Origin of the sequence: Nonomuraea sp. NPDC050783 (genome assembly GCF_040802095.1) — a bacterium.
Classification (GTDB): Bacteria; Actinomycetota; Actinomycetes; order Streptosporangiales; family Streptosporangiaceae; genus Nonomuraea.
Genome location: NZ_JBFAHK010000016.1, coordinates 162,186 through 176,607, shown reverse-complemented (window position 1 = coordinate 176,607; position 14,422 = coordinate 162,186). Strand labels below are relative to the sequence as shown.

Below are 14,422 nucleotides of genomic sequence, written 5' to 3'. Positions count from 1 at the left end.
CTTGGGAAGTGCTTTACCCTCGCTTGCGAAGTTCTCTTGGCCAGAACCGCCGAGGAAGGCACAACTTTATCACCGTGGCTTTCAATCGGGCATATGCGGACGGTGTCTCCCGCTGCTCCCCGCGCTTCCTGTGGACGCCCTCGCCCGGCCGGCGTTCCTGGCGAGGCACGTTGACCGCCGCGGCGCCCGTCATGTCCGCCCGGTGCAGCCCGCGGTGCGTGGGCCGGCGCGCGAAGGAAGCCGGCGTGATGCCCTGCCCGGCGCGGGGCGGCCTGCGCGGGGCCAGCGGCTCCTCGGCCGAGCCGCCCGCCGCGACCCTGGCCAGCATGAGCGAGGCGCGTACCGAGTCGAGCCTGGTCTGTGGATCGATCCTGAGCAGGGCGTCCAGGACGGGGGCCAGCGGGCCCGCCTTGGTCATCGGGATCGGCTCGCCGCTGGTGAGCGCCGCGAGCGCGGCGGCGGCCGTGCGGCGGCCGTGCAGGCCACGGCCCTCGACGGCGGTGTAGAGGGTCGCGCCGAGCGACCAGAGGTCGGCGGCGGGGCTGGCCTTGGAGCCGAGCACCCGCTCTGGAGCGATGTAACCCGCGGACCCGAGGACGATGCCCGCCTGGGTGATGGAAACGTCACCTTCGAGCGCGGCCAGCCCGAAGTCGGTGAGCACGGCGCGGTCTTCGGTGACGAGCACGTTGCTGGGCTTGACGTCGCGGTGCAGGATGCCCTTGGCGTGCACGGCCCGCAGCGCGCCGAGGATCTGCCGGCCGATCTCGGCGGCCCGGCGCGGCTCCAGCGGGCCCTCCTCCTGGATGAGCTGCTCCAGCGAGCGGGCGCGCAGCAGCTCCATCACGATCCACGGCCGGTCGTCCTCGGTGACGACGTCGAAGACGGTGATGACGGACGGGTGCGCGACCATCGCGGTGGCCCGGCCCTCGCGCTCGGTGCGGGCGCACAGCTCGGCGCGCAGCTCCTCGTCGAGGACGGAGGGCAGCCGCACCTCCTTGACCGCCACGTGGCGGTTGAGCAGCTCGTCGTGCGCCCGCCAGACGGTGCCCATGCCGCCGCGTCCGACCGGCTCCAGAAGCCGATAGCGCGCGGCGAGGAGGTAACCGGAGGGCGCACGCATGGCAGGCAGCTTACCTATTTGGGTAAACCGACCAGTAGAGGCGCGGCCGATAAATTGTTGCGGACTTAAGTCAACCTGCCTGACTCGTCACGTCAGCAAACGTACGCCCGGCCTCTGCCCGAAGGTAGTACGAGTGTCCCCCGGGCGTCGAGAGCCGATCCGGGCGAGTGTGTCGGTCGGCACACAGATGTCGCCAGAAAACGGGCATGATGCCTTGTAGGGGACGTTCAGCTCGACAGCCGACCGGTTACCTGGGGAAACAGGGGTCGGTCAGCGAGTTGTAAGGGTGCCGTAAGGGGGCGGGGGCATGGTAAAGCCAAGAAGAACGGGCAATCGCTCGGGAGCCGGCGAAAGTGTCGGCGCCGAAAGTGTCGGTGCCGATCGTCACACTGGAGCTACATCCCGAACGAGGCCGGGCTCGAACACCACCATGACGAGCACCCGAAGGACGTGATGACGATGCGCCAGACCCAGGTTCGTCGCAGGCCGAGGAAGCCGGGCGCCCCGGCGCTCGACCTTCGCACGCCTTCGGGCCGCAAGCTCCCCTTCTAACCATGTTCAGCGACGGTCACGCCACTGAAGCGCAATCTGAGAGGTGCGCGATGTGCAGTCACTACCCCACTTGTCCCGATGCCGACGCGCCTGACCGCGAGGCGTCGCACGTCGTCTCGGCCCACCCCGACCAGGGCTGGAGCCTGCTGTGCAACGGCGTCGTGCTGTTCGACGACACCGGCCTGCTGCTGCCCGACGGCACCGTGGTGCCGCCGCACCGGGCGCCCATGCAGCTCGCCGCCTGACCACCACGCCCGGAAGGCCTCCTCCACCTCCGGCCCGGGAAGCCCCCTCCGACCCTCCGACGCCGGTGCCGAGCGGCGTACGAACCCCCACCCGGCACCCCGAGGCGTCAGCGCCGCTCAGCGGCGAGGCACCAGCGCCGCTCAGCGGCGACCGATCGTCAGCACCGGCCCCGTCCGGTCGGTGAAGAAGTCGTCACCCTTGTCGTCGACGACGATGAAGGCCGGGAAGTCCACCACCTCGATCTTCCACACCGCCTCCATGCCCAGCTCGGGATACTCCAGGACCTCCACCTTCTTGATGCAGTCCTGGGCCAGCCGGGCCGCCGGCCCGCCGATCGAGCCCAGGTAGAAGCCGCCGTACTTCTGGCACGCCTCCGTGACCTGCCTGGACCTGTTGCCCTTGGCCAGCATCACCATCGAGCCGCCCGCCGCCTGGAAGCGCTCGACGTAGGAGTCCATCCGGCCGGCCGTGGTCGGGCCGAACGAGCCGGAGGCGTAGCCCTCGGGCGTCTTGGCCGGGCCCGCGTAGTAGACCGCGTGGTCCTTCATGTACTGCGGCATCTCGCCGCCGGCGTCCAGCAGCTCGGCGATCTTGGCGTGCGCGATGTCGCGGGCCACGACGAGCGGGCCGGTCAGCGACAGCCGGGTCTTGACCGGGTATTTGGTCAGCTCGGCGAGGATCTCCGGCATCGGGCGGTTGAGGTTGATGTGCACCACGTCGTCCGACAGGTGCTCGTCGGTCGTGTCCGGCAGGAACCGCGCGGGGTCGGTCTCCAGCTGCTCCAGGAACACGCCCTCCGGCGTGATCTTGGCGAGGGCCTGGCGGTCGGCCGAGCACGACACCGCGATGGCCACCGGGCAGGACGCCCCATGCCGCGGCAGGCGGATGACGCGCACGTCGTGGCAGAAGTACTTGCCGCCGAACTGCGCCCCGATGCCCAGCTTCTGCGTCAGCTCGAACACCTTCGCCTCCATCTCCAGGTCACGGAAGCCGTGCCCGGAGGGCGAGCCCGCCGTCGGGATCGAGTCGAGGTAGCGGGCGCTGGCGTACTTGGCGGTCTTCAGCGCGTACTCGGCCGAGGTGCCGCCCACCACGATCGCCAGGTGGTAGGGCGGGCACGCCGCGGTGCCCAGCGAGCGGATCTTCTCCTCCAGGAAGGCCATCATGCGCTTCTCGTTGAGCACGGCCTTGGTCTCCTGGTAGAGGAACGACTTGTTCGCCGAGCCGCCGCCCTTGGCCATGAACAGCAGCTTGTACTCGTCGGGGTGGCCGTGCGGGTCCTCGGCGTACAGCTCGATCTGGGCCGGCAGGTTGTTGCCGGTGTTCTTCTCCTCCCACATGGTCAGCGGGGCCATCTGGGAGTAGCGCAGGTTGAGGCGGGTGTAGGCGTCGTACACGCCGCGCGCGACGTGCTCGGCGTCGCGCCCGTCGGTCAGCACGTGCCGGCCGCGCTTGCCCATGACGATGGCGGTGCCGGTGTCCTGGCACATCGGCAGCACGCCGCCGGCCGAGATGGAGGCGTTCTTCAGCAGGTCGAGGGCGACGAAGCGGTCGTTGCCGCTGGACTCGGGGTCATCGACGATCTTCCTGAGCTGGGCGAGGTGGGACGCCCGCAGGTAGTGGGAGATGTCGTGCACGGCCGTCTCGGTGAGCAGCCGCAGCGCCTCCGGCTCGACCTCCAGGAACGTCCGCCCGGCCGCCTCGACCTTCCGCACCCCCTCCGTCGTGATCAGCCGATATTCGGTGTCGTCGGCTCCCAGCGGCAGCAGGTCGGTGTAGTCGAACTCTCCCATGACCATCCTTTCGTCGCCTCGTAGGTTACGCCGCTCCCCGGACGGCTCGTACGGGCTCCCCGGCCGGTTCGGGGGCCGGTTCGGGGGCCGGTTCGGGGGCCGGGGCGGGGGAGGTGAGGCCGACGAGGATGCCGGTGATCACCAGGGCCGCGCCGAGCAGGTCGTACGCCGAGGGCACGGCCACCCCCAGCACCGCCCCCGTGACGATCGCCCCCACCGGGATGAGCCCGGCGAACAGCCCCGCCCGGCCCGGCCCCAGCCGGGGGAGCGCGCTGTACCAGAGGAAGAACGCCACCACCGTGATGACGACCGACAGGTAGGCGAAGCCGAGGGCCTCCGGCAGCGTCGGCATCCGGAACAGCTCCGTGCCCTCGGCCACCAGGCCGACGGCGAGCAGCATCGGGACGGCCAGCGCCGTCGAGTACGCCGACACCCGGATCGCCCCCAGCTTGGGCAGCAGCGGGATGGCCAGCAGGGAGAAGGCGACCTCGCCGGCCAGGGCGCCGAGCGACCACAGGAGGCCGGGCAGGTTGCCGCTGCCGAGACCGGTGGCCAGGACGGCGCCGGCCACCACGACCGCCGCGCCGGCCAGCAGGCGGGGCGCGGGCCGGCCGCCGGCCAGGGCGAGCCACAGCGGCACGGTGCCGAGGACGGTGCCGACCAGGGCGGGGCCTGAGGCGCGGGTGGCCTCGATGACGCACACGTTGAACAGGACCAGGCCGAGCAGGGTGAGGGCGGCCAGGCACAGGGTCTCGCGGCCGGTCAGGCGGACGAACCGGAGGCCGAGCGGCCTCATGAGGAGGAGCAGGATGACCGCCGCGACGAGGTACCGGACGGCCTGGCCGCCGTACAGGGGGTACGCGCCGATGAGGCCGGAGACTCCGGCCAGGGTCCCCACCAGGAACATGGCCGAGGACGCGCCGAGGATGCCGTTCTTCATGGGGAGGATGCTAAGAAGATGATGGTTCGCGTAAACAGTCCAATGGCGTGGCGAAAGACTGGACCAATATGGCCGACCTCCACATACAGATAGACCGCGGGAAAGGGGGGATGGCCGGGCAGATCGCCGCTGAGCTGCGCGACTCCATCCGGGGCGGGCGGCTCGCGCCGGGCACCCGGCTGCCCGCCACCCGCGATCTCGCCGCCGATCTCCAGGTGTCCAGGGGGGTGGTGGTGGAGGCGTACGAGCAGCTCGTCGCCGAGGGGTTCCTGGTGTCGCGGGTGGGCGCAGGCACCCGGGTCACCCCGCGACCACCGCTGTCGCCGGGCCCCCGCCCGGCGGGGGCTTCGGCCACGGGGTCATCGGCCACGGGGGCTTCGGCCACGGGAACTTCGGCCGTGAGAGGTCCGGCCGGGGGAGGTCCGGCTCAGGGAGGTTCGGCCGGGGGCGCATCGGCCGGGGGAGGGCCGGCCGGAGGCGGGCCGGCCGCTCGGAGGGGGGCGCCTTCGGAAGCCGGTCCCGCTCGCCGCCTCCGGTGGCCGGCGGCCGCGCCAGGCGCTGCGGGTCCCGCGGGGGCGGGGGTGTGCGGGACCTACTACGGGCACCGGCCCACCTCGCCCGACCTCGCCCACTTCCCCAGGCAGCGGTGGCTGGCCGCCGTGCGGCACGTGCTGACCACCGTGCCGTCCGACGCCCTCGACTACGGCGACCCCGGCGGCGTCCCCGAGCTGCGCGAGGAGCTGGCCGGCTACCTGCGCCGGGTCCGGGCGGCCGACGTGCGGCCGGAGAACCTGGTCATCGTCGGCGGCGTCGCCCAGGGCCTGAGCCTGGTGCTGCACGTGCTGGGCGGCCGGCAGCGCGGGTTACGCCTGGCCGTGGAGGACCCGACGAGCCACCGCCAGGTCCCGCTGCTGCGCCGGGCGGGCGCCCAGCTCGTGCCGGTGCCGGTGGACGGGGAGGGCCTGGACGTGCGGCGGCTGTCCGGCGAGGCGGCCCTGGTCACCCCGGCACACCAGTACCCGACCGGCGTGGTCCTGTCGCCGGGGCGCCGCGCCGCGCTCGTGGAGTGGGCGCACGCGGGCGGCCGGTTCGTCCTGGAGGACGACTACGACGCCGAGCTGCGCTTCGACCGCGACCCCGTCGGCTGCCTCCAGGGCCTCGCGCCGGACCGGGTGATCCTGTCCGGCAGCGTGAGCAAGGCGCTGGCCCCGGGGCTGCGGCTGGGCTGGGTGGCCGCGCCGTCCGAGCTGGCCGAGGCGGTCCGGCGGGCGCGCGGCGAGCTGGACCTGGGCTCGCCGGTCATCGACCAGTACGCGCTGGCGCACTTCCTGCGTACCGGCGGCTACGACAAGCACCTGCGGCGGATGCGCAGGGAGTACCGCCGCCGCAGGGACGCCCTGGTCGAGGCCCTGGCGGAGGAGCTGCCCCGGGTGCGGGTCGGGGGGATCGAGGCGGGGCTGCACCTGTACCTGGAGCTGCCGGAGGGCTGGCCGGAGCTGCGGTTCGTACGGGCGGCGCAGGATCTCGGGCTGTCGGCCGAGCCGGTGGGGCCGATGCGGGAGCTGCCGGGGCCGGCCGCCGTGGTGGCCGGGTTCGCACGGCTGCCCGCGCACCGGGCGGTGGAGGTCGTCCGGCGGCTCAAGGTCCATATGTCAGGACAAAACGTTGACTGATGCTGATCGCCTCGCTTAGAAAGAGGATGCATCCCGACTCCTGGAGGCACCATGCGCGTGGGACTGCTGGGCCTGGGCCGGATCGGCGCCTTTCACGCCGCCACCCTGGCCGCGCACCCGCTGGTGGACGAGCTGGTCGTGGCCGATCCCGTACGCAGCTCGCCCTACGGCGAGCCCGGTGACCCGTTCGATGCGGACGCGGTCGTCATCGCCACGCCCACCAGCACCCACGCCGAGCTGATCCTCAAGGCGTGCGAGCTGGGCGTCCCGGTCTTCTGCGAGAAGCCGGCCGCCGGCACGGTGACCGAGACCCTGAAGGTGCTGGAGGCGGCCGAGGGGCACCGGGTGCAGATCGGCTTCCAGCGCAGGTTCGACGCCGGTTACCGGGCGGCGGCCGCGGCGCTGCGCGCGGGGGAGCTGGGCGAGCTGCACCGCGTCCACCTGGTGACGGCCGACCCCGCGCCGCCGCCCGCCTCGTACCTGCCGCTGTCCGGCGGGATCTTCCGCGACTGCCACGTGCACGACTTCGACATCCTGCGCTGGGTGACCGACCGCGAGGTCGTCTCGGTCCACGCCCTGGGGGCCAACCGCGGGGCCGCGTTCTTCGCCGAGGCCGGCGACGTGGACACCAGCGCCGCGCTGCTCACCCTGGACGACGGCACGCTCGCCACCCTCCAGGGCTCCCGCTACAACGGCGCCGGGTACGACGTGCGCATGGAGCTGGCCGGCACCCGCCGCACGCAGGCCGTCGGCCTGGGCCCGCGCGCCCCGCTGCGCGGCACCGAGGGGCTGCCGGAGCCCGACGACCCGTGGCCGGACTTCGTCACCCGCTTCGAGCAGGCCTATCGCGACGAGATCGACGTCTTCCTGAGCGGCGGCCCGAGCCCCTGCACCATCGCCGACGCGCTGGAGGCCCTGTACGTCGCCGAGGCCGCCGACCTGTCGCTGCGCGAGCGCCGTACCGTCGAGGTCGCTGAGGTGCGGCGCTGAGGCGGCGGTCAAGCGGTGGTCAAGCGGCGCTGAGGTGGCGCTGAGGTGGCGCTGAGGGAGCCGGTCAGCTCGCCGGCGCCGGGGCCTTGGGCTGGAAGGCGGGGGCCAGCACGATGATCGCGGCGGCCAGCACCAGCGGCGCGGCGAACGCCACCCGGTAGTCCGCCGCCTCCGCGATGCCGCCGACCAGGGCCGCGCCCACGATGAAGCCGACGTAGTTGAAGAGGTTGACCCGGGCGATGGCCACGCCGGTCCCGGCCGGGTCGAGCCTGCCCGCCGCCGAGAACGACTGCGGCGCCACCACCGCCAGGCCCATCCCGGTCAGCCCGAACGCGACGATGCCGAGCGGCTGGTTGGGGGCCATGACGACGCCGAGGAAGCCGAGCGTGGCGATCACGCCGCCGATCCGCACGATGGCGGCCGGGCCGTAGCGGCGGGCCGCGACGTCGCCACCGAGCCGGACGGCCAGCGTGGCGGCCTGGTAGGCGGCGTAGGCCAGCGGCACGACACTGGGGTCGGCGTGCAGCACGTTCTTCATCAGGACGGTGTTGAAGTTGGAGACCGCGGCGTCGCCGACGTACAGGAAGGCCATGGCCAGGCAGAGCGGGACGAGCGGCCGCCACGGGAACGAGCCGCCGATGGGCGAGACCTCGCTCTCCGGCTTCTCCTCGTCCTTGCCGCACAGGCCGCGCCCGGCGTAGAGCGAGCCGGCCACCGCGAGGACCATGGGGGCCGCCATCACGACCGGCAGCGGCAGCCCGGCGGCGGCGGAGGCCCAGAGCGCCGCGGCCATGCTGAACACGCTCCACACGCAGTGGAACCCGTTGAGCACCTGCACGCCGTAGCGTCGCTCGACCGCGACGCCCTGCATGTTCATGCCCGCGTCCACCGCGCCGACCGCCAGCCCGAAGACCAGCAGCACCGGGATCAGCAGCGGCACGCCGGGCGCCAGCCCGGCCAGCACCACGGCGACGGCGACCACCGGCTGGGCCAGGCGCAGCAGCGGCCTGCTGCCGTGGCGGGCGGCGTACGTCCCGGCCGCCACGCTGCCGACGCCCGCGAACAGCGGCACGATGAGCAGCAGCAGCGTCAGCGTGCCGTCGTCGATGCCGTGCCTGGCCTGGAGGTTCGCGACCTGGACCAGCAGCGACGCGAAGGACAGGCCCTGGACGGCGTAGACGACGTACGTGGCCACGCGGGCCTGGCGATCACGCGGGGACGGCACGGCGGCCTCCATGATTGGGGGGAGATCAAACGTGAGGCTGAGTCAGGTTAGCCGCCCGCCGGGCGTCGCGCCAGCAGGAGGCGCGGGAGATGCGGGAGATAGGGTGCCGGGGTGAGACGGGGCTACGCGACCGGGCAGGCACGCAGAGAGCGCATCCTGGCCGCCGCGCTGCTGGAGTTCGCCGAGAACGGCTACCGGGGGGCGTCGCTGGCCCGCATCGCCGAGCGCGTCGAGCTGTCCCAGGCCGGGCTGCTCCACCACTTCACCAGCAAGGAACGCCTGCTCGTCGCGGTGCTCGACTACCGCGACGAGCAGGACATGCGCCGCTTCGACCTCGGCGAGACCACCGGCGGCGTCGCCGCGCTGCGCGCCCTGGTGGACGTGGTCGAGCACAACGCGCGGGTGCCCGGCCTGGTGCAGCTCTTCTCGGTGATCAGCGGCGAGGCGGTGACCCCCGGCCATCCCGGGCACGAGTGGGCCAGGCGGCGCTACCGCCGGCTGCGCGCCCAGGTGGCGGCGGCGCTGCGCCGGGGCGCCGAGCGCGGCGAGCTCCGCGCCGGCCTCGACGCCGAGGCGCACGCCGACCGCCTGATCGCGATGATGGACGGCCTGCAGACGCAGTGGCTCATCGACCCCGAGCGGGTGGACATGGCCGCCGTGTTCAGGGGTTACGTGGACGACCTCGTCGCGCTGCTGCGCCCGCCCGCCTCCTGAGCGGGCTCGGGGCCGGGCTCCAGCGCGCCGGCCTTGGCCGCCGCCCACACGCCCAGGGCGAGCAGCGCGGCGACCTCCGTGATCGCCAGTCCCCGCTCCACCAGCCCGAGCGGCATGACCCGGTACCACGGCATCCCGTTCCGCGCGCCGATCAGCGCCACCGTCCCGATGCCGACGACCCACAACACCGAGCAGACGCCGAGCCCGAAGGCGACCAGCGTGGCCCGCGACCGCTCCGGCCGCCGCCGCCACGGCCGCGCGATCACCACGGCCGCCAGCGGCAGGCACAGGAACGCGATGAGGCTGCCCGCCCGGTGGATGCTCCCGCTCGTGCTGGGCCCCACCGACCAGTCGTGCTTCTCGAACCAGGCCGTGAGGAACAGCCCCGCGCTCCAGCCCAGGAGCGCGACCGTGCCGACGACCCCGGCGAGCCGCTTGCGGGCCAGCGACACCGCGATGGCCGCCGACCCGGCCGCCAGCAGGCCCACGCCGAGGCCGAAGATCCAGCCGCTGGGGCCGAGGCCGTGCTCGCTGATGGTCCGCCTGAGCGGGTTCGTCTCGCCGAGGCCGGCCAGGTCCAGGCCGAGGATCACCGCGATGCCCGCGCCCGCCGCGCCCAGCCCCCATCGTGCCGGTTGATGCACGCCCACCTCCCTTTGTCCGGGATCAACGGAGGGGCGTACGTGATGATTCCGGCGATGTCACGCCTTCAGCCGGCCGCCGCCGTCCACGGTGAGCACGGTGCCGGTGGTGTAGCCGTTGCCGACGACGTACGCGAGGGCGGCGGCGACGTCCTCCGGCGTGCCGACCCGGCGGACCGGCAGGGCGGCGGCCGAGCCCTCCAGGAACGCGGCCCGCGCCTCCTCGCCGACCACGGACCACCACTCGGTGTCGATCACGCCGGGGGAGACCGCGTTCACCCTGATCGGCGCCAGCTCGACCGCCAGGCCGGGCACGGCGGCCTCGATGGCGCCGTTGACCGCCGCCAGCGCGGCCGTCCCCGGCAGGGCCGCTCCCGCCGACGCCGCCGTCACGAAGGTGATCGAGCCCTGCTCGCTCAGCGTGCCCAGCGCCGCCTGCGCGGTCAGCAGGTGCGGCAGCAGCTTGCCCTCGACGCCGGCCAGCAGCCCCTCGCGGGTCAGCGCGCTCAGCGGCGCGGCCCCGCCGCGCGCGGTCACCGTGATGATCAAGTGGTCGAACGCGCCGAACCGGGCGAACAGCTCCCGCATCGCCCCGGTGTCGCGGGCGTCCACAGCCTCGCCCCGCGCCTGGTCGCCGAGGTGTTTCACCGCCGCCCGCACCCGCTCCTCGGAGCGGCCGGTCACCAGCACTTCGGCGCCCTCGCCCGCCAGCCGGGCGGCGGCCGCCAGCCCGATGCCCGACGTACCGCCCACGATCACGACTCGCATGTCTGACTCCTCTAAATACGAGACACTGTGCCTCGAATCTAATACGAGGCACAGTGTCTTGTAAAGTGGCCGCATGGTGGGCAGACCGCGCAGCGAAGTGGCCAGGAGGGCGATCCTTCAGGCCGCCCTCGACCTGTGCGCCCGCGACGGCTACCAGAACGTCACCATGAAGGGCATCGCCGAGGCCGCCGGCAGCGGGCGGCAGACCGTCTACCGCTGGTGGCAGACCAGGGCCCAGGTGATGCTGGAGGCCGTCACCGAGATCATGGCCGAGAGCATGCCGCCCATCCCCGGCAGCGGCGACCCGCGCGCCGACCTCGTGGCGTTCCTGGAGCAGACGTTCGCGATGGCGCAGGGCGTCGCGGGGCAGGTCGTGGTGGGGCTGATGGCCGACGCCCAGGCCGACGCCGCGGTCGCCGCCGAACTGCGCGCGAAGGTCATCGGGCCGCGCCGGGCCGCCCTGCGCGAGGTGCTGGCGCGCGGCGCCCTGCCCGCCGACGTGGACCTGGAGCTGGCCGTGGACGTCATCTTCGGCGTCATGTGGTACCGCCTGCTCAACCGCCACGCCGAGGTGAACGTCGCGCTGGCCGAGGAGATCGCCGGGCTGCTCGGGCGAATTCGGTGACGACGGGCGATTCGGGACGAGCGAAACGTCCCGGCGGGGGATATCGTCAGATGTGTGAACGAGCGCGCGGGGTCCTGGTTGCCGAAGCTGCAGGAGGTCGGCGAGCGGCTGGCCGAGGAGTTCGTCGCCGCCCGGCGCCCGCCCGCCGCGGGCGGCCTGCCGGCGCCGCACGAGCTGCGTGCCTCCGACGCCGACCGCGAACGCATCGCCCAGGTGCTCCAGGAGGCGCACGCCGACGGCCGGATCACGCTGGAGGAGCTGGAGGAGCGGCTCGGCGTGCTCTACTCCGCGCGCACGCTGGGCGAGCTGGCCGGGCTCACGGCCGACCTGCTGCCCGCCGACCAGCAGCCGCTCAACCTCGACGGCCGGCCCGTCTCGGCCATCTTCAAGCAGGAGCGGCGCGGCGGGCGCTGGGTCGTGCCCGCCGAGCTGGCGGTGACGGCCATGTTCGGCACCACCAAGCTCGACCTGCGGGACGCGATCCTGCAGAACCAGCGGGTGATCATCAACGCCACGCTGGTCTTCGGCGGCCTGGAGATCCAGGTGCCGGAGGACCTTGAGGTCATCAGGGTCGCCAAGGGCAGCACGGTCCGCCTCACCAAGCAGCCGACCGAGCCCGGCGCGCCCGTGGTCGAGGTCCGCACCACGAACTTCGCCGGCGAGGTCAAGGTCAAGGAGCCGCCGCGCCGCAGGCGCCGCCGCTGACCCCGGCCGGTCCGGGCGGATTTCCGGTGGCCGGTCCGGGCGGCGGCGCCCGCGCTCGCGCCCGCTTCTAGCCCGCCGTGTCGAAGTTGATCGCGCTGTAGGCCCGCAGCTTCCAGAGCTGGTGCTCGCTCTCGATCTTGCGGATGGTGCCCGACCGCCCGCGCATCACCAGCGACTGCGTCACCGCCGAACCGGCGCGGAACCGTACGCCCTGCATCAGCTCGCCCTGGGTGATGCCGGTCGCGGCGAAGAAGACGTCGTCGGAGCGGACCAGGTCGTGGGTGGTGAGCACCTGGTCCAGGTCGTGGCCGGCGTCCAGCGCCCGCTGCCGCTCGGCGTCGTCGCGCGGCCACAGCTTGCCCTGGATGACGCCGCCCAGGCACTTGAGCGCGCAGGCCGCCACGATGCCCTCCGGCGTGCCGCCGATGCCCAGCATCAGGTCGATGGCGGTGCCGGTGCGGGCCGCCATGATGGCACCGGCCACGTCGCCGTCGGTGATGAACTTGATCCGCGCCCCGGTCTCCCTGATCTCCTTGACCAGCCGCTCGTGCCGGGGCCGGTCGAGCACGACCACCGTCACGTCGGACGGCGAGCAGTGCTTGGCGCGGGCCACGGCCTGGACGTTGGCCGACACCGGGGCCTCGATGTCCACGACGTCGGCCGCCTCGGGGCCGGTGACCAGCTTCTCCATGTAGAACACGGCCGAGGGGTCGTACATCGAGCCGCGCTCGCTCACCGCGATCACCGACACCGCGTCGGGCATGCCCAGCGCGGTGAGCCTGGTGCCGTCGATCGGGTCCACGGCCACGTCGCAGTCGGGGCCGCTGCCGTCGCCCACGTGCTCGCCGTTGAACAACATCGGGGCGTGGTCCTTCTCGCCCTCGCCGATGACCACCACGCCGTTCATCGAGACGGTGTTGATGAGCTGGCGCATGGCGTTCACGGCCGCGCCGTCGGCGCCGTTCTTGTCGCCCCGGCCGACCCAGCGGGCGGCCGCCATGGCGGCGGCCTCGGTGACGCGGACGAGCTCCAGCGCCAGGTTGCGATCAGGGGCGTGCTCGCTGGTGGCGAGCGGCGGCGGAACCGAATCGGACATCATTGGCCTCCTCGAAGACGTCTGCCTTGATGGTAGACGCCGTCCCTTTCCCGCCCTGAGGGGGATGACGCGGCCTGCCCGCCACCAGGCGGTCGCTCCACGGCGCGAGCGGCGGGCAGTCGGTAAGCTTCGACGTGCGCCCGCGGGGCGCCGCCCGTGGAGGAGAGCGTATGAGCGAAGTGGAACCCGTCGTGACCCAGCCGCGCACGTCCGAGCGGGGCGCGGCGACACGCAGCTCGCTGCTCGCCGCCGCCAGGGAGGTCTTCGTCTCCCGGGGCTTCGCCGAGGCGGGCGTGACCGACGTGGTGGCCCGCGCCGACGCCAGCGTGGGCAGCCTCTACCACCACTTCTCCGGCAAGGCCGACCTCTACCTCACCCTCTTCGAGGAGTGGCAGTCCCGCCAGATGCAGCGCACCAAGCAGGCCGCCAGGGCGGCCCGCGCCGCCGGCGAGAGCGACCCCATGCGGGTGTTCGTCAGCGCCGCCCGCGCCTACCTCGACGGCTGCCTGGAGGAGCGCGAGCTGGCCGCGCTGTTCCTGCGCGGCGACGGCCCGCCCGGCTTCGAGGTGGTCATGCGCGACCGGCTGCGCAAGTGGGCGCAGCTCAACGCGGCGCTGTTCGAGGACGAGGCCGCACTGGTCGTGGTCATCACCGGCGCGCTGGCGGCCGCGGTCTCGGAGGTCGTGCGCACCGGCGACCGGGCGCTGGCCGAGGAGGTGCTGGGCATCATCGGCCAGATCCGACCGGCCACTTCGGCGACCGCCTCCTCCAGCGGGTAACCTCGGCGGTTGTGCGAGGGTTCACACAGGGTTTCTACGGCTACGCGGTCGCGCTCTTCGTCTGCCTGCTGGGGGCGGGGGTGTTCCTGCTGGTGACCCCGCACGGCGAGTCCGAGCACATCCCGCGGCGCGAATACTCCATCACCGTCGCCAACTTCGGCCACGCCGTCCCGTACGCCGTGTGGGCCCCCAGGCAGGACCCGCAGGGCTGGGTGCCCAACAGCAACCGCATCGCCAAGGGCGCCAACGGCGCCCAGGTCCTCTACCTCGGCTACGCCACCGCCAAGCGCGAGCACGCGATGTTCGTCCAGAGCGACGAGCGGCCCGCGGCCGAGTTCGCCAACCGCATGGCCAACACCGACAAGGCCATCGGCACCCAGCAGATCGGCGGCGTCACCTGGGAGCGGCGCTTCCGCGAGGACAAGAAGCAGCGCACGCTGGTCCGCGTCCTGCCGGAGGTGACGCTCGTGGTCACCGGCACGGCCGACTGGCCCGAGCTGGCCGAGCTGGCGGGCCTGCTCCAGCAGCGGCCCAAGGGCTAGCGGCCTCCTCTAG

Annotated in this window: 15 protein-coding genes and 1 pseudogene; 9 read left to right on the top strand and 7 right to left on the bottom strand. The window is 73.0% G+C overall.

The genetic code is table 11. The features are described 5' to 3' along the window. Positions 1–13 precede the first annotated feature (13 nt). Positions 14–1,120 (bottom strand): serine/threonine-protein kinase, encoded by a 1,107-nt coding sequence (locus tag AB0H75_RS34735; protein WP_367803856.1) that lies wholly within the window; start codon positions 1,118–1,120, stop codon positions 14–16. A gap of 602 nt (positions 1,121–1,722) precedes the next feature. Between AB0H75_RS34735 and AB0H75_RS34730 the strand changes: the two genes are divergently transcribed. Beyond that, positions 1,723–1,917 carry a DUF5999 family protein gene (locus AB0H75_RS34730; RefSeq protein ID WP_367803854.1) on the top strand — a complete coding sequence of 65 codons (195 nt, stop codon included), beginning with the start codon at positions 1,723–1,725 and terminating at the stop codon, positions 1,915–1,917. Positions 1,918–2,058: 141 nt separating this feature from the next. Here AB0H75_RS34730 and AB0H75_RS34725 read toward each other — a convergent pair whose 3' ends face one another. Together AB0H75_RS34725 and AB0H75_RS34720 are read right to left on the bottom strand one after the other, a co-directional pair. Next, positions 2,059–3,711: a fumarate hydratase gene (locus AB0H75_RS34725; protein WP_367803852.1), complete on the bottom strand. Its 1,653-nt coding sequence runs from the start codon at positions 3,709–3,711 to the stop codon at positions 2,059–2,061. Between the two features lie 25 nt (positions 3,712–3,736). Continuing rightward, positions 3,737–4,651 (bottom strand): EamA family transporter, encoded by a 915-nt coding sequence (locus AB0H75_RS34720; RefSeq protein ID WP_367803850.1) that lies wholly within the window; start codon positions 4,649–4,651, stop codon positions 3,737–3,739. Positions 4,652–4,719: 68 nt separating this feature from the next. Here AB0H75_RS34720 and AB0H75_RS34715 point away from each other — a divergent pair. The 3 genes and pseudogenes from AB0H75_RS34715 to AB0H75_RS34705 all read left to right on the top strand — a co-directional run. Beyond that, positions 4,720–4,941 (top strand): annotated as a pseudogene (locus AB0H75_RS34715) (GntR family transcriptional regulator); the annotation flags it as partial. A 291-nt stretch (positions 4,942–5,232) separates the two neighbouring features. After that, the gene (locus AB0H75_RS34710; RefSeq protein ID WP_367803919.1) at positions 5,233–6,324 is read left to right on the top strand and encodes a PLP-dependent aminotransferase family protein; all 1,092 of its coding nucleotides are present in this window, start codon (positions 5,233–5,235) and stop codon (positions 6,322–6,324) included. Positions 6,325–6,375: 51 nt separating this feature from the next. Continuing rightward, on the top strand, positions 6,376–7,314 hold the full coding sequence (locus AB0H75_RS34705; RefSeq protein WP_367803848.1) for a Gfo/Idh/MocA family oxidoreductase: 939 nt from the start codon (positions 6,376–6,378) through the stop codon (positions 7,312–7,314). A gap of 64 nt (positions 7,315–7,378) precedes the next feature. Here the strand turns inward: AB0H75_RS34705 and AB0H75_RS34700 are convergent, their stop codons facing one another. Beyond that, on the bottom strand, positions 7,379–8,539 hold the full coding sequence (locus tag AB0H75_RS34700) for an MFS transporter (RefSeq protein ID WP_367803846.1): 1,161 nt from the start codon (positions 8,537–8,539) through the stop codon (positions 7,379–7,381). Positions 8,540–8,650: 111 nt separating this feature from the next. Here AB0H75_RS34700 and AB0H75_RS34695 point away from each other — a divergent pair, with 111 nt between their 5' ends. Continuing rightward, a complete protein-coding gene (locus AB0H75_RS34695) occupies positions 8,651–9,253 on the top strand; it encodes a TetR/AcrR family transcriptional regulator (RefSeq protein ID WP_367803844.1) in 603 nt (200 codons plus the stop codon). Here AB0H75_RS34695 and AB0H75_RS34690 read toward each other — a convergent pair. Both AB0H75_RS34690 and AB0H75_RS34685 read right to left on the bottom strand, forming a co-directional pair. Continuing rightward, positions 9,208–9,897, bottom strand: a complete 690-nt coding sequence (locus AB0H75_RS34690; RefSeq protein WP_367803842.1) for a DUF998 domain-containing protein — start codon at positions 9,895–9,897, stop codon at positions 9,208–9,210. The two genes, AB0H75_RS34695 and AB0H75_RS34690, sit on opposite strands and share 46 nt — an antisense overlap. Before the next feature lie 57 nt (positions 9,898–9,954). Further along, the gene (locus tag AB0H75_RS34685) at positions 9,955–10,662 is read right to left on the bottom strand and encodes an SDR family oxidoreductase (RefSeq protein WP_367803840.1); all 708 of its coding nucleotides are present in this window, start codon (positions 10,660–10,662) and stop codon (positions 9,955–9,957) included. 73 nt (positions 10,663–10,735) lie between these two features. Between AB0H75_RS34685 and AB0H75_RS34680 the strand changes: the two genes are divergently transcribed. Beyond that, entirely contained in the window at positions 10,736–11,287 is a 552-nt protein-coding gene (locus tag AB0H75_RS34680) for a TetR/AcrR family transcriptional regulator (RefSeq protein ID WP_367803838.1), read from the top strand. A 54-nt stretch (positions 11,288–11,341) separates the two neighbouring features. After that, positions 11,342–11,992 carry a DUF1707 domain-containing protein gene (locus AB0H75_RS34675; protein WP_367803836.1) on the top strand — a complete coding sequence of 217 codons (651 nt, stop codon included), beginning with the start codon at positions 11,342–11,344 and terminating at the stop codon, positions 11,990–11,992. Between the two features lie 67 nt (positions 11,993–12,059). On the opposite strand, the gene glpX is transcribed toward AB0H75_RS34675, so the two are convergent. Next, positions 12,060–13,091 (bottom strand): class II fructose-bisphosphatase, encoded by a 1,032-nt coding sequence (gene glpX, locus AB0H75_RS34670; protein WP_367803834.1) that lies wholly within the window; start codon positions 13,089–13,091, stop codon positions 12,060–12,062. A 167-nt stretch (positions 13,092–13,258) separates the two neighbouring features. Here glpX and AB0H75_RS34665 point away from each other — a divergent pair, with 167 nt between their 5' ends. Both AB0H75_RS34665 and AB0H75_RS34660 read left to right on the top strand, forming a co-directional pair. Then, positions 13,259–13,867, top strand: coding sequence for a TetR/AcrR family transcriptional regulator (locus AB0H75_RS34665; protein WP_367803832.1), 609 nt, complete (start codon positions 13,259–13,261; stop codon positions 13,865–13,867). A gap of 11 nt (positions 13,868–13,878) precedes the next feature. Then, the gene (locus AB0H75_RS34660; protein WP_367803830.1) at positions 13,879–14,409 is read left to right on the top strand and encodes a DUF4245 domain-containing protein; all 531 of its coding nucleotides are present in this window, start codon (positions 13,879–13,881) and stop codon (positions 14,407–14,409) included. The last annotated feature ends 13 nt before the right edge of the window (positions 14,410–14,422 follow it).